Annotated in this window: 2 protein-coding genes; both read left to right on the top strand. The window is 64.9% G+C overall.

Features of this window, described 5'->3' with window-relative positions; all coding sequences use genetic code 11:
- Positions 1–168: 168 nt before the first annotated feature.
- A complete protein-coding gene (locus K0H48_RS02690; protein ID WP_219266305.1) occupies positions 169–13,074 on the top strand; it encodes a non-ribosomal peptide synthetase in 12,906 nt (4,301 codons plus the stop codon).
- A complete protein-coding gene (locus tag K0H48_RS02685; protein WP_219266304.1) occupies positions 13,071–24,395 on the top strand; it encodes a non-ribosomal peptide synthetase in 11,325 nt (3,774 codons plus the stop codon). Before K0H48_RS02690 ends, K0H48_RS02685 begins: the two co-directional genes overlap by 4 nt.

Raw genomic sequence — 24,395 nt, 5'->3', positions numbered from 1 at the left:
CATGTCACCCCCTGCCTGCCAAATCCCTTAATTTTCCAAGCCTGTCGGAAGCCTCTCCAGGCCCCCGGCTGCGCCCGCGATTTTTTCTGGCGCCCAGCACACCCGATTCAAACGGCAGCTGAATACGGACGTTCTCCTCAACCGTGACTTACCAGGCAGGTTACCCCCATGCAGTTCAGTGAATTATTGGCAGCGATTTCCACCCATGCGATCCGTCTGCAACTGGAAGAAGGCGACCTGATTATCCTCGGCGACGACGACGCCCTGGACGATGTGCTGTGGGATCAACTGATCGCGCACAAACCCCAACTGCTTGCCTTTGTGGCTGAACACGGGGGTGACTGGCTCAGCCCGGCCTACCGCATTACCCCGGACATGCTGGCACTGGTCACGCTCGACCAGCCCGCCATCGACCGCATTGTCGCCGCCATCCCCGGTGGCGCGGCGAATGTGCAGGATATCTACCCGCTGGCGCCGCTGCAGGAAGGCATGCTGTACCACCACCTTTCGGCGCAACAGGGCGACCCCTATGTGCTGCACGCGCAGTTTGTGTTCGACAGCCGCGTGCGCCTCGATGCATTTGCCCAGGCGCTGCAATGGGTGATCGACCGTCACGATATCCTGCGTACGTCCATGGCCTGGGAACGTCTGGACGAACCGCTGCAAGTGGTGTGGCGCAAAGCGACCCTGGCCTGCGAAGAAGCGCATTTTGCCGACGGCGACCGCCTGGCACAGTTGCTCGCCCGCTACGACGCCCGCGCTTATCGCATGGACCTGGGCCAGGCGCCGCTGCTGCGCCTGGTGTTCGCCAATGACCCGGCCAACCAGCGCGTGGTGGCGATGCTGTTGTTCCACCACACCATCCTCGACCACACCGCGTTGGATGTGGTGCGCCATGAGATCCAACTGTATCTGGCCGGTGAGCAAGCCCACGCGGCCGAGCCGGTGGCGTTTCGCAGCTATATCGCCCAAGTGCGCCATGGCGTCAGCGAACAGGCGCATGAAGCGTTCTTTCGCGACATGCTGGCGGATATCGATGCGCCGACGTTGCCTTTCGGCTTGCAGGACGTGCAGGGCGACGGGCACGGCATTGATGAAGTGCGTGTGCCGGTCGACAGCAGCCTGAGCCGCCGGCTGCGCAGCCTGGCACGGCCGTTGGGCGTCAGCGTGGCGAGCATCATGCACCTGGCCCTGGCGCGCGTGCTGGGCGTGGTGTCCGGGCGCGATGCCGTGGTGTTCGGCACGGTGATGCTCGGCCGCATGGGCGCCGGCGATGGCGGTGAACGCGCGCTGGGTATGTTTATCAACACCTTGCCGTTGCGCGTGGACGTGGGCGAGCAGGGCGTGCGCGCCGGGGTCAAGGCCACCCACGAACGCCTCACCACCTTGCTCAATCACGAGCATGCATCCCTGGCGCTGGCTCAGCGTTGCAGCGGTGTGGCAGCGCCGACGCCGCTGTTCAGTGCGATGCTCAACTACCGTCACAGTGCCGCTACCGATATGGCGGCGGTGATCGAGGTGGCCGAAGGCATTCAGGTATTGGGCGCCGAAGAGCGCACCAACTACCCGCTGACGGTCAACGTCGACGACTTGGGTGAAGACTTTGCGCTGACGGTGATGGTCGATGCGTCCATCGGTGCGCAACGGGTCGCCGGTTACCTGCACACGGCCCTGCACAGCCTGGCCGAGGCCCTGGAACAGCGACCGGATATGCCGCTCTGCGGCCTGAACATCCTGCCTGATACCGAACGTCACCATCTGCTGCACCGCCTCAATCAAAGCCCCGCACACTACAGCGACACGGCCCTGATCCACGCGCAAGTCGAAGCCCATGCCGCCGCTCAACCCAATGCTATCGCGTTGCGCTTCGACACTCAGCGCATCACCTACCGCCAACTCAACGAACGCGCCAACCAGGTCGCCCACCGCCTGCTGGCCCAAGGCATTCGCGCCGATGACCGCGTGGCCATCTGCGTCGAGCGTGGCCCGCAGATGATTATTGGCCTGCTGGGTATCCTCAAGGCCGGCGCCGGTTATGTGCCCATCGACCCGGCTTACCCGCTGGAGCGCATCGCCTATACCCTGGCCGATAGCGCGCCATTGGCGGTGTTGGTGCAAGCCAACACCCAGCATCTGGTCGGTGATTTGACTCGCATAGACCTCAACAGCCTGCGCGCCGAGTCCATCGTCAACCCGCGCGTTGCGCTCAGCCCGGCCAACCTCGCCTATGTGATCTACACCTCCGGCTCCACCGGACTGCCCAAAGGCGTGATGATCGAACACCGCCACGTGGCGCGGCTGTTCACCGCCACCGAGCATTGGTTTGGCTTCAACGCCAACGATGTGTGGGCGCTGTTCCATTCCTTCGCGTTCGACTTCTCGGTCTGGGAAATCTGGGGCGCGCTGATGCACGGCGGCCAGTTGCTGATCGTGCCGCAACTGGTCAGCCGCTCGCCGGATGAGTGCTACGCGCTGATTTGCGATGCCGGTGTGAGCATCCTCAACCAGACGCCCAGTGCGTTTCGCCAGTTGATCGCGGCCCAGAGCGCCCAGGCGCACTCGCTGCGCCAGGTGATTTTCGGCGGTGAAGCCCTGGAACCGGGCATGCTCAAACCCTGGTACGGCCGCGCCATCAACGCTGGCACCCAATTGGTCAACATGTACGGCATCACCGAAACCACCGTGCACGTGACCTATCGCGCCCTGGAAGCGGCGGATGCGCAATTGGTCGGCGTCAGTCCGATTGGTGTGCGCATCCCCGACTTGCAGCTGTATGTGCTGGATGCGCGTCGCGAGCCGCTGCCGATGGGCGTGGTCGGCGAGTTGTATGTCGGCGGCGCCGGTGTGGCGCGCGGTTACCTCAACCGTGATCAGCTGAATGCCGAACGTTTCCTGGCCGACCCGGCCACCGGCCTGCGCATGTACAAGACCGGTGACCTCGGCCGCCTGCTGGCCGATGGCAGCGTTGAATACCTGGGCCGTAACGACGACCAGGTGAAGATCCGCGGTTTCCGCATTGAACTGGGCGAAATCGAAGCCACGCTGGCCAGCGCCGACGGCGTGCGTGACGCGGTGGTCATCGCCCGCGAAGACGAACCAGGTGACAAACGCCTGGTGGCCTATGTGATCGCCGAGCGCGAACTCGGTGCTGCCGAGCTGCGCGACCATCTGCTGCTGAGCCTGGCCGAATACATGGTGCCCAGCGCCTTCGTGCTGCTGGACCAGTTCCCGCTGACCACCAATGGCAAACTCGACCGCAAAGCCTTGCCCGCGCCGGATGCCGACGCCCTGGCGCGGCGTGACTATGCCGCCCCGCAAGGCGCTGTAGAAAGCACCCTGGCCGGTATCTGGCAGTCGCTGTTGAAACTCGACAAAGTCGGGCGAGACGACAACTTCTTCGAGCTGGGCGGCCATTCGCTGCTGGCGGTCAAGCTGATCGAGCGCATGCGCCAGGTGGAGTTGAGCTGCGACGTGCGCGTGCTGTTCGGCCAACCCACCTTGCGCGCACTCGCCGCTGCGGTGGGCGGGCAGCAGGAAGTCCAGGTGCCGGTCAATCGGATCACGGCGACCAGCGAGCACATCAGCCCCGACATGCTGCCGCTGGTGGCGCTGGACCAGGCCGCGATCGACCATATCCTCAAGCACGTGCCCGGTGGCATCGCCAACGTGCAGGACATTTACGGCCTGGCGCCGTTGCAGGCCGGCATTCTGTATCACCACCTGGCAACCACCGAGGGCGACCCTTACGTGTTGCAGGTGCAGTTCAGGTTTGCTGACCAAACTGCGGTGGGCGCGTTTACCCACGCCTTGCACAGCGTGATTGAACGCAACGACATTCTGCGCACCGGTATTCTGTGGGAAGGCCTGGATGAGCCGGTGCAAGTGGTATTGCGCAAGGCGCAGCTGCAGGTCGAGCGCCTCGACGTGGCGGCCGATGATGCGTTGGCGCAGCTGCAACAGCGCTTTGACCCACGCCATTTCCGCCTCGACCTGAGCCGCGCGTCGCTGATGCATTTCGGTTATGCGCAACAACAGGAGGGTTTCGCAGGCATTCTGCTGCTGCACCATATCCTGCTCGACCACACCGCCCTGCAGGTGTTGGTGGAGGAGATGAGCGCCAGCCTGGCCGGCCACAGCGCGCAACTGCCGCCGGCGGTGCAATACCGCAATTACGTGGCCCAGGCGCGTTTGGGCGTGACCCAGGCGCAACACGAAGCCTTCTTCAGCGACATGCTCGGCGATATCGACGAGCCCACGCTGGCGTTCGGTTTGCAGGATGTGAACGGCGACGGCAGCGGCATCGTCGAGGCGCATTTGCCGCTGGCCCCGGCACTGGGCCAAGGCCTGCGCGAGCAAGCGCGGCAACTGGGCATCAGCAGCGCCAGCCTGGTGCACCTGGCCTGGGCGCAGGTGCTGGCCCAAGTCTGGGGCCAGCAGGAGGTGGTGTTCGGCACCGTACTGCTGGGGCGTATGCAAGGCGGCGAGGGCGCCGACCGGGCGCTGGGCATGTTCATCAATACCTTGCCGCTGCGCGTCAGCCTGGGCGCCACCAGCGTGCAGGCCGGTGTGCGTGCGACCCATGCGCGCCTGGCGCAGTTGCTTGGGCACGAACACGCCTCGCTGTCCCTGGCTCAGCGTTGCAGCGGCGTACCGGGTTCGTTGCCGCTGTTCAGTACCTTACTCAACTATCGCCATAGCGCCCCGGACCAGGCACCGGGAGACAGCCCGTTTGCCGCTCACGGTATCGAGATTCTCAGCTCCCAGGAGCGCAGCAACTACCCGTTGGTGCTCAACGTCGATGATCTCGGCACGGGCTTTGCGCTGACCGTACAAGGCGTAGCCAGCCTGGATGTGCAGCGCGTGGGCGACTACATGCTCACCGCGCTCAGCCATCTGGTGAGCGCGCTGCAACAAGCGCCGACCACCGCGTTGCAGGCGGTGTCGATTTTGCCGGCGGCCGAGCGTCACCAGCTGTTGGTCGAGTTCAACGCCACCGCGCGCCAATACCCGTCGCAGCTCACCGTACACCAGCTGTTCGAAGCTCAGGCCCTGGCGCGTCCCGAAGCCGTGGCGGCGGTGCAGGGTGCGTTGTCCTTGAGCTACCGCGACCTCAACCGCCGCGCCAACCGCCTGGCCCATCACCTGATCAACCAGGGCGTGCAACCGGGTGACAGCGTGGCGATTGCGTTGCCACGCTCGCTGGATTTGCTGGTGTGCCAATTGGCGATCCTCAAGTGCGCGGCGGTGTATGTGCCGCTCGACGTCAACGCGCCGCGCGAACGCCAGGCCTTTATGGTGCAGGACAGCGGTGCGCGCCTGGTGCTCACGACCCTGGCCGACCTCAACCTGGACAGCCTGTCGCCGCGCAACCCGGAGCTTGCGCAGTCTGCGGACGACGTGGCGTACATCATGTACACCTCCGGCTCCACCGGCGCGCCCAAAGGCGTACAAGTGCCGCACCGGGCAATCTCGCGGCTGGTGCTCAATAACGGGTATGCCGACTTCAACGAGCGCGACCGCGTGGCCTTCGCCTCCAACCCGGCGTTCGATGCCAGTACTCTCGATGTGTGGGCGCCGTTGCTCAATGGCGGTTGCGTGGTGGTGGTCGAGCACGCGGTGCTGCTTTCCCAGGCCGCATTTGCCGGGCTGTTGCAGGAGCAGGCCGTTAGCGTACTGTGGATGACCGCAGGCTTGTTCCATCAATACGCCGACGCGTTGCTGCCGGTGCTGCGCCAGTTGCGCTACCTGATCGTCGGCGGCGATGTACTCGACCCGCTGGTGATTAGCCGCGTGCTTAAGCACGGCAAGCCGCAACACCTGTTGAACGGCTACGGGCCGACCGAAGCCACCACCTTCTCGACCACCTTTGAAATCACCACACCGGGCGCGGGCGCCGTGCCGATTGGCCGGCCCATCGCGAATGCCCAGGCCTACGTGCTGGATGCGCGCCAGCATCCGCTGCCGTTGGGCGTGGTCGGCGAGCTGTACATCGGCGGTGCAGGCGTGGCCAAGGGTTACTTGAACCAGCTGCAACTGACCGCCGAAAAGTTCATCCCCAACCCGTTCGGCGAAGGCCTGCTGTACCGCACCGGCGACCTCGCCAGCTGGCAGGCCGACGGTACCTTGCTGTACCAGGGGCGTAATGACTTGCAGGTGAAGATTCGCGGTTTCCGTATCGAACCCGGCGAAATCGAAACCTGCCTGGCGGCCTTCCAAGGCGTGCGCGACGCAGTGGTACTGGCCCGCGAGGACGAGCCCGGCGACAAACGCCTGGTGGCGTACTACACCGCCCAGGCTCCGTTGGAAATCGAAGCCCTGCGCGCCCATCTGCAAGGCCAACTGCCGGATTACATGGTGCCGTCGGCCTATGTGTGGCTTGAGCTATTGCCGCTGACGGCCAACGGCAAACTCGACCGCAAAGGCCTGCCGGTGCCGGATCAAAGTGCGCTGCTCAGCCGTGGCTACGCAGCCCCGGAAGGTGAAGTGGAAACCGTGCTGGCGCAGATCTGGCAGGACGTGCTCAAACTCGAACGCGTTGGGCGCCATGATCATTTCTTCGAGTTGGGCGGGCATTCGTTGCTGGCGGTCAGCCTGATCGAGCGCATGCGCCAGGTCGGCCTGAGCGCGGATGTGCGCGTGCTGTTCAGCCAGCCAAGCCTGGCGGCACTCGCGGCGGCAGTCGGCAGCGGGCGTGAAATTGTGGTACCGGCCAATGGCATTGCGCCGGGCTGCACACAGATCACGCCGTCGATGCTGACCCTGGTGCAGCTTGACCAAACGGCCATCGAGCGCATCGTCGCCAATGTGCCCGGCGGTGCGGGCAATGTGCAGGATATCTACCCGCTGGCGCCGTTGCAGGAAGGCATTCTTTATCACCATATCAGCGCCGAACAGGGCGACCCGTACCTGCTGCAATCGCGTATGGCGTTCGACAGCCTGGAGCGTTTGCACGGCTTTATGGGCGCGCTGCAACAGGTGGTGGCGCGTCACGACATCCTGCGCACCGGTGTGGTCTGGGAAGGGTTGGACAGCCCGGTGCAAGTGGTCTGGCGCGACGCACAACTGAGCGTGCAGGAGGTGATCCTTGACCCGGCCGAAGGCGGCATCATCGAGCAGTTGCATGCGCGTTTCGATGCCCGTCACTACCGCCTGGACATTACCCAGGCGCCGCTGCTGCGCATGGTTTACGCCCAGGACCCGGCGAATAACCGGGTCGCGGCTATCCTGCTGTTCCACCACCTGGCGCTGGACCACACGGCCATGGAAGTGGTGGGCCAGGAGATGCGCGCGTTCCTGTTCAACCAGGCGGACGCGCTGCCCGTGGCGGCGCCGTTTCGCAACTACGTGGCCCAGGCACGCCTGGGCGTGAGCGTGGCCGAACATGAGCAGTTCTTCAGCGCCATGCTCGCCGATGTTGCCGAACCGACTTTGCCGTTCGGCGTGCAGGATGTGCAGGGCGATGGCCGCGATATCGAAGAGGCCGAGCAGCACCTGGACGCGGCGCTGGCCGTGCGTGTGCGTGAGCAGGCGCGTCTGTTGGGCGTGAGTGCGGCGAGCCTGATGCACTTGGCCTGGGCACAAGTGCTGGGCCTGGTGTCCGGGCGTGATGACGTGGTGTTCGGCACCGTATTGATGGGCCGCATGCAGGCGGGTGAGGGGGCCGATCGGGCACTGGGCATGTTCATCAACACCTTGCCGCTACGGGTGAATGTTGCGGCGGGCGCCGCCGTGGCGGTCAAGGCTACCCATTCACGCTTGAGCGCCTTGCTGGGGCACGAACACGCGTCCCTGGCGCTGGCCCAGCGTTGCAGCGGCGTGCCCACCAGCGTGCCGCTGTTCAGCGCCTTGCTCAATTTCCGCCACAGCAGCCCCGGCGAAATGGCTCGCGACGGCCACGGCATCTGGGAAGGCGTGCAACTGCTGGGCGGTGAAGAACGCAGCAACTACCCGCTGACCTTGAGCGTGGATGATTTTGGCGCAGGCTTTGGCCTCAGCGTGCTGGCGCTGCCGCAGATTGGCGCCCAGCGCCTGTGCGGCTATATGCATAATGCCGTGGAGCAATTGGTCGAGGCCTTGGAAAACGCCGCCGATACCGCGCTCAACCGCCTGCCGGTGCTGCCGTCGGCCGAACGCGACACCCTGTTGCGCGAATTCAACGCAACGGCTGCGGATTTCCCCGTCGGGCACACCCTGCACGGTGCCTTCGAAGCCCAGGTCGAGCGCCAACCCCACGCGATTGCGGTGCAGCAGGGCGAGCTGTCGCTGACTTACCAGCAACTCAACCAACGCGCCAACCAACTGGCCCATCACCTGCTCGCGCTCGGCGTGCAGCCGGACGACCGCGTGGCGATCTGCTGCCGTCGTGGCCCGCAGATGCTGATCGGGCTGCTGGGCATACTCAAGGCCGGCGCCGGTTATGTGCCGGTCGACCCGGCTTACCCGGCCGAGCGCATCGCCTATCTGTTGCAGGACAGTGCGCCGGTGGCCGTGCTGGCTGAGTCCAGTACCCAAGCGCTGCTGGGAGCATTTGCCACCGTCGACCTGCTGGGCGAAAGCTGGCAGCACCACGCGGTCAGTAATCCCCAGCTCGCAGCGCTGACCCCGGCGCACCTGGCCTACGTGATCTACACCTCCGGCTCCACCGGCCAGCCCAAAGGCGTGATGGTGGAACACCGCAACGTGGAAAACCTGGTGCACTGGCACTGCGAAGCCTTCGGCCTGGACGCGCGCAGCCATACCAGCAGCGTCGCCGGTTTTGGCTTCGACGCCATGGCCTGGGAAGTCTGGCCGGCGTTGTGTGCCGGCGCGACCCTGCATTTGCCACCTGCCAGCGTCGGCAATGAAAACATCGACGAACTGCTGGCCTGGTGGCTGGCGCAGCCGCTGGACGTCAGCTTCCTGCCCACGCCAGTCGCCGAATACGCCTTCAGCCAGCACCTGCAACACCCGACCTTGCGCATCCTGCTGATTGGCGGCGACCGCCTGCGCCAGTTCACCCAGGAGCGACGTTTTGCGCTGATCAACAACTACGGGCCGACCGAGGCCACGGTGGTCGCCACCTCCGGTCGCGTGCGCGCCGGGCAGGCGCTGCATATCGGCCGGCCGGTGGCGAATGCCAGCACCTACTTGCTCGATGCACAGCTACGCCCGGTGCCGGTGGGTGTGGCCGGTGAGCTGTATGTGGGCGGCAGCGGCGTGGCGCGCGGTTACCTGAACCGTGCGGACCTGACCGCCGAACGCTTCCTGCAAGACCCGTTCAACCCTGGGCGCATGTACCGCACCGGCGACCTGGCGCGCTGGTTGCCCGACGGCAATATCGAATACCTGGGCCGTAACGATGATCAGGTCAAAGTGCGTGGTATCCGGGTCGAACTGGGCGAGATCGAAAGCCGACTCGCTGCACTCGAAGGCGTGGCTGAAGCGGTGGTGCTGGTGCGCGAAGGGCGCCTGATTGCCTGGTTCACTGAACACCAGCCGCTGGCGATCGAAACCCTGCGCGCGCAACTGCAGGCGCAACTGCCCGACGCGCTGGTGCCCGCCGCTTATGTGAGGCTCGACGCACTGCCCCTGACCGCCAACGGCAAGCTGGACCGCAAGGCGTTGCCGGAACCTGATCAAGCAGCGTTGCTCTCGCGCGACTATGAAGCGCCCCACGGCGAGGTTGAAACCACCCTGGCAGGCATCTGGGCCGAGGTGTTGCAGGTGGAGAAAGTCGGTCGCCACGACCATTTCTTCGAACTTGGCGGCCATTCGTTGCTGGCCGTGAGCCTGATCGAACGCATGCGTCAAGTGGGCCTTAGCGCGGATGTGCGCGTGCTGTTCAGCCAGCCAACCCTGGCCGCGCTGGCGGCTGCTGTGGGCAGTGGCCGCGAAGTGCAGGTGCCGGCCAACCGGATTGCAGCCGATTGCCTGCGCATCACGGCTGATATGCTGCCCTTAGTTGATATCGACCAGTCGACCCTCGATCAAGTCGTCAGCCGCATCCCCGGCGGCGCCGCCAACGTGCAGGATATTTATCCGCTGGCGCCGTTGCAGGAGGGCATTCTTTACCACTACCTCACTGCCGAACAAGGCGACCCGTACCTGCTGCAATCGCACCTGGCCTTCGACAGCCTCGAGCGCCTGCAAGCCTTCGCCCAGGCGCTGCAACAGGTGATCAACCGTCACGACATCCTGCGCACCGGCGTGGTCTGGGAAGGCCTCGCGCAACCGCTGCAAGTGGTGTGGCGCCAGGCCCGATTGCCGCTGGAAGAGCTGCAGCTGCACGGTGATGTCCTCGCCGGCCTGCACGAACGTTTTGATGCGCGGCGTTATCGCCTGGATATCAGCCAGGCGCCGCTGATCTGCCTCAAGTACGCCAAGGACCCGGCCAACCAGCGCGTGGTGGTGGTGTTGCTCTATCACCATATTGCGCTGGACCACACCGCGTTTGACGTGGTGTTGCGTGAGATGCAAGGGCACTTGTTGGGGCACGCCGCCCCGACGGCGGCGCCGATGCCGTATCGCAACTATGTGGCCCAGGCGCGATTGGGTGTCAGTGAGCAGGAGCACGAGGCGTTCTTTCGCGAGATGCTCGCCGATGTTGATGAGCCAACCTTGCCGTTCGGCTTGCAGGATGTGCGCGGCGACGGCAGCGCGATTGAGGAATACAGCCTGCACCTGGACAGCGACCTCAACCGCCGCCTGCGTGCCCAGGCGCGGTTGCTTGGCGTGAGTACGGCGAGCCTGTTCCACCTGGCCTGGGGCCAAGTGCTGGCGGCCACGTCGGGGCGTCACAGCGTGGTGTTTGGCACCGTGCTGGTCGGCCGTCTGCAAGGCGGCGAGGGCGCTGATCGCGCGCTCGGGGTGTTTATCAATACCTTGCCGCTGCGCCTGGATATCGACGCGCAAGGCGCACGTGATGCGGTGCGGGCTACCCACACGCGGCTTACCGCATTGCTCGGCCATGAGCACGCGTCCCTGGCCCTGGCCCAGCGTTGCAGTGGGGTGGCGGCCCCGGCGCCGTTGTTCAGCTCGATGCTCAACTATCGCCATCGCGGCGCCGCGACGCGTTCTGCCCAAGCGCAACACGCCTGGGAAGGCATGCAGACGCTGGTCAACGATGGCCGCACCAACTACCCGCTGACCCTCAACGTGGATGACTTGGGCGATGGTTATGATGTCACCGCCCTGGCGCAGATTGACGCGCAACGGGTGTGTGGTTACCTGCAGAACGCCTTGGCCGGGCTGGTCGAAGCTTTGGAACAGGCGCCGCACCAGGCGCTCAATCGCCTGCCGATCCTGGGCGCCGAGGAACGCCAGAAACTGCTGGTGACGTTCAACGCCACCGAGGTCGATTACAACCTCGACCAGACCCTGCACGGCCTGTTCGAGGCCCAGGTCGAACGCACGCCGGAAGCGGTGGCGGTCAAGGCCGGTGACCAGCAGTTGACCTACCGCGCACTTAACGAACGCGCCAACCGCCTGGCCCATCACCTGCGCGAATTCGGTGTGCAGCCGGATACGCGCGTGGGTATCTGCGTCGAGCGTGGGCTGGACATGGTGGTCGGCCTGTTTGCCATCCTCAAGGCCGGTGGCGGTTATGTGCCGCTGGACCCGGCGTATCCACTCGAACGCATCGCTTACATGCTGCAAGACAGCGCACCGGTGGTGGTGCTGGCGCAAGGCACCACCCGCCAGTTGTTGGGTGACGTGCCAGTGCTGGACCTGGATCACGTCACCTGGCAACACCAGAGCCCGAGCAACCCACAGGTGCCGGGCCTTACCGCCCGGCATCAGGCCTATGTGATCTACACCTCCGGCTCCACCGGCCAGCCCAAAGGCGTGATCAACGAACACGCCGGCGTGGTCAACCGCTTGCTGTGGATGCAGGATGCCTATGGCCTCAAGGCCCATGACGCGGTGCTGCAGAAAACCCCATTCAGCTTCGACGTGTCGGTATGGGAATTCTTCTGGCCGCTGTTTACCGGCGCAAGGTTGGTGATGGCGCGCCCAGGTGGGCACAAAGAACCGGAGTATCTGTGCCAGGTGATCGAGGCTGAGCAGATCACCACCTTGCACTTTGTGCCGTCGATGCTTGATGTGTTCCTGGCCCATGGCGATGTCAGCCAGGCCATAGGGCTGGCGCGGGTGATGTGCAGCGGCGAGGCTTTGCCGGGCAGCCTGGTACGGCGCTTCAAAGCGCAACTGCCGGGAGTGGGTCTGTACAACTTGTACGGCCCGACGGAAGCGGCGGTCGACGTCACCGCGTGGAACTGCGCGCGGCCTGACGTGCCGGACAACACACCGATCGGCAAGCCGATTGCCAATACACGCCTGTACGTGCTGGACGCCCAGTTGCAGCCGGTGCCGTTGGGGGTGGTGGGTGAATTGTTTATCGGCGGCGTGCAAGTGGCGCGCGGGTATCTGAACCGCCCGGAACTGACCGCTGAACGCTTCCTCAAGGACCCGTTCACCGGCGGGCGCATGTACCGCACCGGTGACGTCGGCCGTTACCTGCCCGACGGCAATATCGAATACCTGGGCCGCAACGATGACCAGGTGAAGATCCGTGGCCTGCGCATCGAGCTGGGCGAAATCCAGGCGCGCTTGCTGGAACACCCGCAGGTCAAAGAGGCCGCCGTGGTGGCCCGCGAAGAGCGCCTGGTGGCGTACTACACCGGCGCGCACACCGACATCGACAGCTTGCGTGCCCACCTGTTGCAGCACTTGCCGGACTTTATGGTGCCCGCGGTATTTGTGCACCTCGACGCATTGCCACTGAGCCCCAACGGCAAGCTCGACCGCAAGGCGCTGCCGGTGCCGGGCATGGACGCGCTGAGTGTGCGCGAATACGCAGCGCCCGAAGGCGATACCGAAATCCTTATGGCAGCACTGTGGGCCGAGCTGCTTAACGTTGAGCGCGTTGGGCGGCATGACAACTTCTTTGAGCTGGGCGGGCACTCGCTGCTGGCCGTGAGCTTGATCGGACGCCTGCGCCAGGAAGGCCTGGAAGCCGATGTGCGGGCGCTGTTCGAACAGCCGAGCCTGGCCGGCTACGCCGCCATTACCGAACGAATGGAGATCGTCCTGTGAGCATTTTTGAGTTATTGACCACGCTGAAAACCAAGGACGTACAACTGGCGCTCAAGGGCGAGCAGTTGTCGGTGCAAGGCAACAAACAAGCGCTGAGCGACCCGGCAATCCTGGCGGCGTTGCGCGAGCACAAAGCGGCGTTGATCGAGCTGATCAAGGCCGGTGAATACTCGGCCTCCAAGGCCGGTGAAGTGCAGGTGCCGGCCAATGGCATCCCGGCGGGTGCCGAGCACATCACCCCGGCCATGTTGACCCTGTCGACGTTGAGCCAGGACGAGATCGAGCGCATCGTGGCCACGGTCGACGGCGGTGTGGCGAATATTCAGGACATTTACCCGCTGGCGCCGTTGCAGGAAGGCATTCTGTTCCACCACGTCAGCGCCGAGCAGGGCGACCCGTACGTGATGCAGTCGCAGTTCGCGTTCGACAGCCTGGAGCGTTTCGAGGCCTTCGCCCAGGCGTTGCAAAGCGTGATTGACCGCCACGATATCCTGCGCACGGGCGTGGTCTGGGATGGTTTGCAGCAACCTTCGCAAGTGGTATGGCGCCGGGCACGCCTGCCGGTGCAGGCGCTGCAATTGAACCCGGCCGACGGCGATATTGCCGCTCAACTGCACGGGCTGTTCGATGCCCGCCACTATCGCCTCGACGTGACCCAGGCGCCGCTGCTGCGCCTGGTACGGGCCGACGACCTGCTGAACCAGCGCATTGTCGCCACCTTGCTGTTCCACCATATGGCCCTCGACCACAGCGCTCTCGAAGTGGTGTGCCATGAAATGCAGGCGTGCCTGCTGGGGCAGGGCGCGGCGCTTGGCCAGGCCGTGCCGTTTCGCAATTATGTAGCGCAGGCACGCCTGGGTATCAGTGAGCCGGAACACGAAAACTTCTTCCGCCAGATGCTCGGCGACATCAGCGAGCCGACCTTGCCATACGGCTTGCAGGACGTGCAGGGCGATGCCCGTGGCATCAGCGAAGTCAGCCTGCCTGTGCCCGCAGCGCTCAGCCAGCGGTTGCGCGCGCAAGCCCGGCAATTGGGCGTGAGTGCCGCCAGCCTGTTCCATATGGGCTGGGCGCAGGTGTTGGGGGTGCTGGCCGGTAAAGAGCAGGTGGTGTTCGGCACCGTATTGATGGGCCGCATGCAAGGCAGCCATGACACGGATCGGGCGCTGGGTATCTTCATCAACACCTTGCCGTTTCGCGTCGACGTGGGCGCCCAGGACGTGCGCGCCGGGGTCAAGGCCACTCACGCGCGGCTCACCACCTTGTTGCGCCATGAACACGCGCCGCTGGCCCTGGCCCAGCGCTGCAGTGGCGTGGTGGCGCCAACGCCGCTGTTCAGCGCCTTGCTCAACTATCGCCACAGCGCCCCGGCCGCCAGCGCCGAAGCCGTGTCGGCCTGGCACGGGATCGTCGCGCTCAGCGCCGAAGAACGCACCAACTACCCGTTGACCCTGAGCGTGGATGACTTGGGTGACGGCTTTGGCCTGAGCCTGCTGGCCAGCCATCGCGTCGACCCGCAGCGCGTGTGCGGCTACCTGCAAACCGCCCTGGAAAACCTGGTGACGGCGCTGGAGCAAGCGCCGCATACCGCGCTCAATCAGCTGTCGGTGCTGCCCGCCGCCGAGCAGCAACTGTTGCTGGAACAGTTCAACGCCACCCAGGCCGATTTCCCCCAAGGCAACACCTTGCACGGGCGCGTCGAAGCCCAGGCCGCGCTCACGCCGGACGCGATCGCCGCCGTGCAGCAGGGCCGCCAACTGACCTACGCCGAACTCAACCAGCAAGCCAACCTGCTGGCCCATCACCTGTTGGCGTTGGGGGTCAAACCCGATGACTGCGTGGCCATCGTCGCGCGCCGTGGCCTGGACACCCTGGCCGGATTGCTGGCCATTCTCAAGGCCGGTGCCTGCTACGTGCCGGTGGACCCATCGCACCCGGCCGAGCGCCTGAGCTACCTGCTGGCCGACAGCGCCCCGGTGGCGGTGCTGACCCAACAGGCATTGCTCGAGCGTCTGCCGGCGCTGGAGGTTCCGATCATCCAGCTGGACCGCTACACCTGGCAGCACCATTCAGCCAGCAATCCCAACGCCGCCGTCAGCCCTTCGAACCTCGCCTATGTGATCTACACCTCCGGCTCCACCGGCTTGCCCAAAGGCGTGATGGTCGAGCACCACACGGTGGCCAACCTGGTGGACTGGCATTGCCGCGCCTTTGACCTGTGCGCCGGGCGCCACACCGCCAGCGTGGCCGGCTTTGGTTTTGATGCGATGGCCTGGGAAGTGTGGCCGGCGCTGTGTGTCGGCGCGACCCTGCACCTGCCGCCCGCCACGGACGGCGCCGAAGATATCGACGCGCTGCTGAGCTGGTGGTGCGCGCAGCCGCTGGACGTGTGCTTTTTGCCGACGCCGGTGGCCGAGTACGCGTTCAGCCAGCAGATCGAACACCCTGTATTGCGCACCTTGCTCATCGGCGGTGACCGCCTGCGCCAGTTTGCGCGGGCACAGCGGTTTGAACTGATCAACAACTACGGCCCCACCGAAGCCACGGTGGTGGCTACTTCCGGCAAGGTCGAGGCGGGCCAGCCGTTGCATATCGGCAAACCGGTGGCCAATGCCACGGTGTATCTGCTCGATGAACAACAACGGCCGGTGCCATTGGGTGTCGCCGGTGAGCTGTATGTGGGCGGCAAGGGTGTGGCGCGGGGTTACCTCAACCGCCCGGAGTTGACCGCCGAGCGCTTCCTGCAAGACCCGTTCAACCCGGGGCGCATGTACCGCACCGGCGATCTGGCGCGTTGGTTGCCGGAGGGCAATGTCGAGTACTTGGGGCGCAACGATGATCAGGTAAAAATCCGTGGCGTGCGCATCGAGCTGGGCGAGATTGAAACCCGGCTTGGCCAACTGCCCGGAATTCAGGAAGCGGTGGTGCTGGTGCGTGAGGACCGCTTGGTCGCTTATTTCACCCAGAACCCGCAACTCGACCCGCTGGCCGTGGGTGATATCCGTGCCCACCTGGTCGCGCATCTGCCGGACTACATGGTCCCGGTCGCCTATGTGAAGCTCGAGGCGTTGCCACTCACCGCCAACGGCAAGCTCGACCGCAAGGCGTTGCCGGCGCCGGACATGGCCGCGGTGTTTACCCGCGAATACGCAGCGCCCGAGGGCGAGATCGAAAGCGCGCTCGCGCAGATCTGGGCCGATGTGCTGCAGGTGCAGCGTGTCGGGCGGCACGACCATTTCTTCGAGCTGGGCGGGCACTCGTTGCTGGCGATGCGCATGGTGTCGCAAGTGCGCCAGCGCCTGGGGGTGGAACTGGTCCTCGGCGACTTGTTTGCCAATGCGGAGCTGGCGGCGGTCGCCGAAGTACTTGCGCAGTCGGGGCGCAGCACCTTGCCGGATATCCTGCCGGCCAATCGTGATGAAGACGTGCCGCTGTCGTTCGCCCAGCAGCGCCTGTGGTTCCTGGCACTGATGGAAGGCGCCAACACCGCCTACAATATTCCCATCGGCCTGCGCCTGCGTGGCCAGTTGCATGTCGAGGCGCTGCAGCGCGCGCTGGCGCGTATCGTCGCGCGCCACGAAACCCTGCGCAGCCGCTTTGCCCAGCAGGGCGACCAAGCCCAGGTACTCATCGTACCCGCCGAAGAGATGCTGCCCCTGCAAATACAGGATTTGCGCCGCCACCCGCAGCCGCAGCAGGCGCTGGATGCCTTGATTCATGGCGAAGCCTCGGCGCCGTTCGATCTGGAGCGCGGCCCCTTGCTGCGCGGGCGCCTGGTGGTGATGGCCGACGATCACCATGTGCTGCTGTTGACCCTGCACCATATCGTTTCCGATGGTTGGTCGATGGGCGTACTCACCCGCGAGCTGATGGCGCTTTATCAAGCCTTCAGCCACGGCATGCCTGACCCGTTGCCAAGCCTGCCGATCCAGTACGGCGACTTTGCCGTGTGGCAGCGTTTATGGCTGAGCGGCGAAGTGTTGCAGCGCCAAAGTACCTATTGGCAACAGGCACTGGCCGGTGCGCCGGCCTTGCTCACGCTGCCTACCGACCGCCCACGCCCCGTGCAGCAGGACTACGCCGGCAACAGTGTTGAAGTACGCCTGGACGAACGCCTGACCGCCGGGCTCAAGGCCTTGAGCCAACGCCATGGCACCACGCTGTACATGACCTTGATGACGGCCTGGGCCGCGCTGCTGGCGCGGCTCTCGGGGCAAGCGGATGTGGTGATCGGCTCGCCGGTGGCCAACCGTACCCGCAGTGAGGTGGAAGGGCTGATCGGCCTGTTCGTCAACACCCTGGCGGTGCGCATCGACACCTCGGGCGAGCTGAGCACCGAAGCCTTGCTGGCACGGGTCAAGAGCCTGACGCTGGCAGCCCAGGCGCACCAGGACTTGCCGTTCGAGCAGGTGGTGGAAATCACCCGGCCGGTGCGCAGCCTGGCCCACAGCCCAGTGTTCCAGACCCTGCTGAGCTGGCAGGACAGCAGCGCGCCGACCCTGGCCTTGGGCGACCTAGCCCTGGAAGGCATTGTCGAGAACAGCCACTTTGCCAAGTTCGACCTGTCGCTGAACCTCGGTGAAGTGCAGGGCAGCATTCTCGGCGCGCTGGAATTTGCCGTGGCGCTGTTTGATGAGTCGACTGTGCAGCGTTATGCCGATTACTTCATCCGCACCTTGCAGGCCATGGTCGATAACGACCAGGCGGTGCTGGAACACGCGCCGTTGGTGGATGAGCGTGAGCGTCAGCACCTGCTGGTCGACTTCAACGCCACCGCAGTGGACTACAACCTCGACCAAACCCTGCACGGGATGTTCGAAGCGCAGGTGACGCGCACGCCGAACGCGATTGCAGTGAAGGCGGGCGAGCAGCAACTGACCTACGCCGAACTGAATGCCCAGGCTAATCAGCTGGCCCATCATCTGCTGGCGCTGGGCGTACAGCCGGGTTCGCGGGTGGCGATCTGCGTGGAGCGCGGCCTTTCAATGGTCGTTGGCCTGTATGCGATTCTCAAGGCTGGCGCTGCGTATGTGCCGTTGGATCCGGCCTATCCGCAGGAGCGCCTGGTGTACATGCTGCAAGACAGCGCGCCGTTGGTGGTGCTGGCCCAAGGTGCGACCCGTGGCTTGCTTGGCGAGGTGGCGGTGGTCGATCTGGACCAGCCAGGCTGGCAGCACCTGCCCGCAGGCAACCCGCAGGTACAGGGCGTGAGCGCCTATGTGATCTACACCTCCGGCTCCACCGGCCAGCCCAAAGGCGTGATCAACGACCACGCCGGGGTGGTCAACCGCCTGCTGTGGATGCAGGACGAATACGGCCTGAACGCGCAGGATTCAGTGCTGCAGAAAACCCCGTTCAGCTTCGACGTCTCGGTGTGGGAATTCTTCTGGCCGTTGTTTACCGGTGCGCGTCTGGTGATGGCGCGCCCAGGCGGGCACAAAGAGCCCGAATACCTGTGCGCAGTGATCGAGGCCGAACAGATCACCACCTTGCACTTTGTGCCGTCGATGCTTGATGTGTTCCTGGCCCACGGCGATATCCGCCAGGCGGCCGGGCTGGTGCGGGTGATGTGCAGCGGCGAAGCCTTGCCGGGCAGCCTGGTGCGGCGCTTCAAGCAGCAGTTGCCGGGCAGCGAGTTGCATAACCTGTATGGCCCGACCGAAGCGGCCGTCGACGTCACCGCCTGGAACTGTGCCGGTCCGGTAACGCCGGACAACACGCCGATCGGCAAACCCATCGCCAATACGCGCATGTACCTGCTCGACAGCCAATTGCAACCGGTGCCGCTGGGCGTGGTGGGCGAATTGTTTATCGCGGGCGTACAAGTCGCGCGCGGGTATCTGAACCGGCCGGAACTGACCGCCGAGCGTTTCCTTGACGACCCTTTCATGCCGGGGCGCATGTACCGCACCGGTGACGTCGGGCGTTACTTGCCGGACGGCAATATCGAGTACCTGGGGCGCAATGATGACCAGGTGAAGATCCGTGGTTTGCGCATCGAACTGGGTGAAATCCAGGCGCGGCTGATCGAGCATCCGCAGGTTAACGAAGCCGCCGTGGTCGCCCGTGAAGAGCGGCTGGTGGCGTACTATACCGGCACGCCGAGCGACATCGACGCACTGCGCAGCCATCTGCTGCGGCACCTGCCGGAGTTCATGGTGCCGTCGATTTTCGTGCATTTGCAGGCGTTGCCGCTCAGCCCCAACGGCAAACTCGACCGCAAGGCGCTGCCGGCGCCGGGCCTGGATTCAGTGGTGGTGCACGCGTATGAAGCGCCTCAGGGCGATAGCGAAATTGCTTTGGCCAGCCTGTGGGCCGAACTGCTCAATGTTGAGCGCGTGGGCCGTCACGATAACTTCTTCGAACTGGGCGGGCATTCACTGCTGGCCGTCAGTTTGATGGGGCGCATGCGCCGCCTGGGCTTGTCGGCGGACGTGAAGGTGCTGTTCGGCCAGCCGACGCTCTCGGCCTTGGCGGCGGCGCTGGGCAGTGGGCGCGAAGTGGCGGTGCCGGCTATTGGCATTGCCGAAGGTTGCACCCACATCACCCCTACGATGTTGCCCTTGATCCAGATGGACCAGGCCGCCATCGACCGCATCGTCGTGTGCATTCCCGGCGGTGCTGCGAATGTGCAGGATATCTACCCGTTGGCGCCGTTGCAGGCCGGCATTTTGTATCACCATCGGGCGGTGCTTGAAGGCGATGCCTACCTGTTGCGGGCGCAATTTGCCTTCGACAACCGTCTGCGCCTGGACGCCTTTGCCCATGCATTGCAGGCGGTGATCCAGCGGCATGACATCCTGCGTTCCTCCTTCCATTGGGACGGCCTGGAGGAACCGGTGCAAGTGGTGTGGCGTGAGGCCTCGCTAAGCGTTGAAACCGGTGCCTTGCCACAGCGCCTGAATCTTTCGCAAGCGCCGTTGATGCGGCTGATCTATACCGAGGAGCCGCAGCGCGTGGTTGCCACGTTGCTGTTCCATCATTTGGTCATGGACCACATCGCGCTGGACATCCTGCAGCATGAAATGCAGGTGTTCCTGCTCGGTACTCAGCACACGCTGGGCGCAGCGGTACCTTACCGCAACTATGTGGCCCAGAGCCGCCTGGGCGTTAACGAGCACGAGCTTTTCTTCCGCGAGATGCTCGGTGAAGTCGATGAGCCAACCGACGTCGAATATCTGGGCGTCGATGAAAAGGCGCACCTGGCCGTCGACCCTCAGTTGAGCCAGCGCCTGCGCACCCAGGCCCGCCAGGCGGGTGTGAGTGCCGCCAGCCTGATGCACCTGGCCTGGGCGCAGGTGCTGGGCAAGGTCAGCGGCCGCGAGCAGGTGGTGTTCGGCACCGTAATGCTCGGCCGCCTGCAAGGCGGCGAAGGTGCGGAGCGGGCCATGGGCGTGTTTATCAACACCTTGCCGCTGCGCGTCGACCTGGGCGAATACTCGGTGCGCACCGCGCTGCGGGCCACCCATGCGCGCCTGACCCAATTGCTCAGCCACGAGCACGCGCCGCTGGCCTTGGCCCAGCGTTGCAGCGGCGTGCCAGTGGGTACGCCGTTGTTCAGCGTGTTGTTCAACTACCGCCACAGTGCGCCGCACAGCGGTGGTGTGGCACAGGCGTGGCAGGGCATTGAGCTGCTCAGTGCCGAGGAACAGACCAATTACGGGCTGTCGGTGAGTGTCGATGACCTGGGTGAGGGTTTCAGCCTGACCGCCATGGGGCAGGGCGCCCAGCGTTTGTGTGATTACCTGAATATTGCCCTTGAGCAACTGGTAGAGGCGCTGGAGCAGCACAGTGATAGGGGCATCAGCCGCTTGCCCATCCTGCCGGCGGCCGAGCGCCAACAGCTGGCAGGTTTGAATGCCACCACCCGTGTGTTTCCCCGCGAGCACACGGTGCAGCGCTTGTTCGAAGCCCAGGCCCAGGCACGGCCAGACGCGGTGGCTGCATTGCACGCTGAGGCGGTACTGAGCTATGGCGAACTCAACACCCGCGCCAACTGCTTGGCCCATCACCTGATGAGCCTGGGTGTGCGCCCGGCCGATAACGTCGCGATCCTGCTGCCACGTTCCCTGGACCTGCTGGTCAGCCAACTGGCGATCCTCAAATGCGCGGCGGCCTATGTGCCGTTGGATATCAACGCGCCCGCCGAACGCCAGGGTTTTATGCTGCAGGACAGCGGCGCGAGCTGGCTGTTGACCCACAGTGACGCGGCGCTGGAGCACTCGGCGCGGCGTCTGGACCTGGATACGTTGGTCATGGACCCGCAACCGAGTCACAACCCCGACTTGTCGCAGTCCTCGGACAGTGTGGCGTACATCATGTACACCTCCGGCTCCACGGGTACGCCCAAGGGCGTATTGGTGCCCCATCGCGGCATCACGCGGCTGGTGCTCAACAACGGTTACGCCGACTTCAACGCCGCCGACCGCGTGGTGTTTGCCTCCAACCCGGCATTCGACGCGAGCACCATGGACGTGTGGGGTGCACTGCTCAACGGCGGCCAGGTGCAGGTGATCGACCATTGCACCTTGCTCGACCCGGCTGCATTCGGCCGTGCGCTGCACGGTGCGAGCGTGTTGTTCGTGACCACCGCGCTGTTCAACCAGTATGTGCAGATGATCCCCGAGGCCCTGGCCGGCTTGCGCATTTTGCTCTGCGGCGGCGAGCGTGCCGACCCGGCGGCGTTCCGCAGCCTGCTGGCGCAGGCGCCGGGCTTACGCCTGGTGCATTGCTACGGGCCGACCGAAACCACCACCTATGCCACCACTTACGAGGTGCAGGCGATTGCCGCCATTGCTGACAGCGTGCCGGTCGGTCGGCCGATTTCCAATACGCAAATCCACGTGCTGGACGCGTACTTGCAACCGCTGCCGGTGGGTGTGACGGGAGAAATCTGCATCGGCGGTGACGGCGTAGCCAAGGGCTATTTGAACCGGCCGGAGCTGACTGCCGAGAAGTTTGTCGACGACCCGTTCAACCCGGGCGCCTTGATGTACCGCACCGGCGACCTCGGCCGCTGGACGGCGGACGGCTTGCTGGAGTGCATCGGGCGTAACGACGACCAAGTCAAGATCCGCGGTTTCCGTATTGAATTGGGCGAGATCGAAGCACGCCTGGCGACCTTCGCCGCGATCCAGGACGTGGTCGTGTTGGCCCGTGAAGATGTGCCGGGTGACAAGCGCCTGGTGGCGTATTTCACCTGGGCTGGCGAGCCTGTCGACGTCGATAGTGTGCGTGCGCACCTGCACGGCCAGTTGCCGGACTACATGCTGCCGTCGGCCTATGTGGCGCTGGCGCAGTTGCCGCTGACGGCCAATGGCAAGATCGATCGCAAAGCCTTGCCGGTTCCGGCGTTGGAGGCCTTGCTCAGCCGCGACTTCGAGGCGCCGGCCGATGCGCTGGAGCAGTCGCTCGCCAGCCTGTGGGGCGAGGTGTTGAAGCTTGAGCAGGTGGGGCGTCACGACAGCTTCTTTGAGCTGGGCGGGCATTCCTTGCTGGCGATTCGACTGGTCAATCTGATGGAAGCAGCGGGTTTGCAGGTGTCGCTGGCCGAGCTGTTCCAGCACGTCAGCGTGGCCTCGGTGGCGGCGATGTTGCGCCAGCGTACCGGCGAGCCGGTGCGCGACACCTCACTGATTACCGTGCGCAGCAGTGGCTCGCAGCCGCCATTGTTCCTGGTGCATGAGTTCAGCGGCATGGACGTATATTTCCCGGCGCTGGGCCAGCACTTGCCCGGCGACTATCCGATCTACGGCCTGCCGGGCGCGGCACTGGGCGAGGCGCACCTGAACACCATGGAAGGCTTGGCGGCGCGCATGGTCGGCCTGATCCGTCAGGTTCAGCCACACGGGCCTTACCGCGTGGCGGGCTGGTCGTTTGGCGGCGTGCTGGCTTATGAAGTGGCGATGCAACTGCTGGGGCTGGATGAGCCGGTGGCGTTCCTCGGTCTGATCGACAGCTACGTGCCGCGCATGACCGATCAGGGCAAGGCGCGCTGGAGTGGGCCGGATGCACTCAAGCGGCATTTGCTGTTGCAGTGCACGGCGTATTGGAAAGCACAGGGAGGTGTGGATGAACTGGCGAGCCTTGAACAGCTTGAGGCGGGCATTGGACAGCTGGACTTTGCGGGTCTGCTGCAACGCTGTCGCGATCAAGGTCTGCTATACGCGCAAATGGCAGCGGCTGCGGACGCGGACCTCTTGAGTTTTATCGAGCGTGAAGTCGGCCACGGGCATGCGCTGGCGCACTACAGCCTGTTCCCGCTGCCGGTGCCGGTGCATCTGTTCAGTGCCCGCGAACGCCCGACCGAGCTGTCGCGGCGTAGTGAATCGCTGGGCTGGGAAGACGCCTTGGCGCCTGGGCAATTGCGCCGGGTCGAGGTGCCGGGTGATCACCAGAGCATGATGCAGGCGCCGCATATTCAAGGCTTGGGCGCGGCGATGGCTGAGGCCCTGGCCGTAAGTGCGCCGGTGATAGCAGCGGTGCATCAACCGTTGCTGCGCATTCAGAGTGGGCGTGCGGGCCATGCGCCGGTGTTCTGTGTGCCGGGAGCGGGGGACAGCGTCACCGGGTTTGTGGGGTTGAGCGAGGCCCTCGGGCGCGACTGGCCGCTGTTCGGTTTGCAGCCGCGCGGGCTGGATGGCGAGGCGGTGCCCCATAGCCAGGTGGAAGCGGCGGCGCAGTGTTACCTGGCGGCGCTGGCGCAGGAGTGCCCGCGTGGGCCGGTGCATCTGGTCGGGCATTCATTTGGTGGCTGGGTTGCGCTGGAGATGGCGCTGCGCTTGCAGGCGATGGGCCGCGAGGTGGCGTCGTTGACGGTGATCGACAGTGAGTCGCCGGGCGGTGCGGGCAAGCCGTATTCGACCACGGCAACGTTGTTGCGCTTGATCGAGGCCATGCAGTTGTCGGCGGGCAGGTCACTGGGCATTGACCGGGTGGACTTTGCCGGGCGCGATGAGGTGGCGCAGCAGCAATGGCTGCATGCCGGGATGGTAAGCGTGGGGTTGTTGCCGGGGCGTGCCAGTGTGGATGCGATGGCGGGGCCGTCGCGCACTTATGCGGCGGCGTTGCGTACGGTGTATCGGCCGGCGCAGCGGTTCAACGGGGTGGTGCGCTTGGTGCTGGCGCAGGATCCGGCGTTGGATGCGGCGGGTAATCAGCGTGAGCAGGGGTTGATGGAAGAGGGGTGGCGGCGCCAGGGGAGTGGGTTGCAGGTTTGGTATGGCGCTGGGAACCACTTTACGTTGCTTAAGGCGCCGAATGTTTTGGGGTTGGCGCAGTGGTGGCTTGAAGGGGTGGTGGTTGGGGAGGTGGTTTCGTGA

The sequence above is a fragment of the Pseudomonas sp. Xaverov 259 genome, from assembly GCF_019352915.1.
In the GTDB taxonomy this organism is placed as follows: domain Bacteria; phylum Pseudomonadota; class Gammaproteobacteria; order Pseudomonadales; family Pseudomonadaceae; genus Aquipseudomonas.
The sequence above is the reverse complement of the archived record's forward strand: the minus strand, read 5'-3'. Positions and strand labels throughout refer to the sequence as shown.

Excerpts from the sequence above, each read along its gene's own strand:
- K0H48_RS02690 (WP_219266305.1), top strand. The coding sequence starts at position 169 with ATGCAGTTCAGTGAATTATTGGCAGCGATTTCCACCCATGCGATCCGT.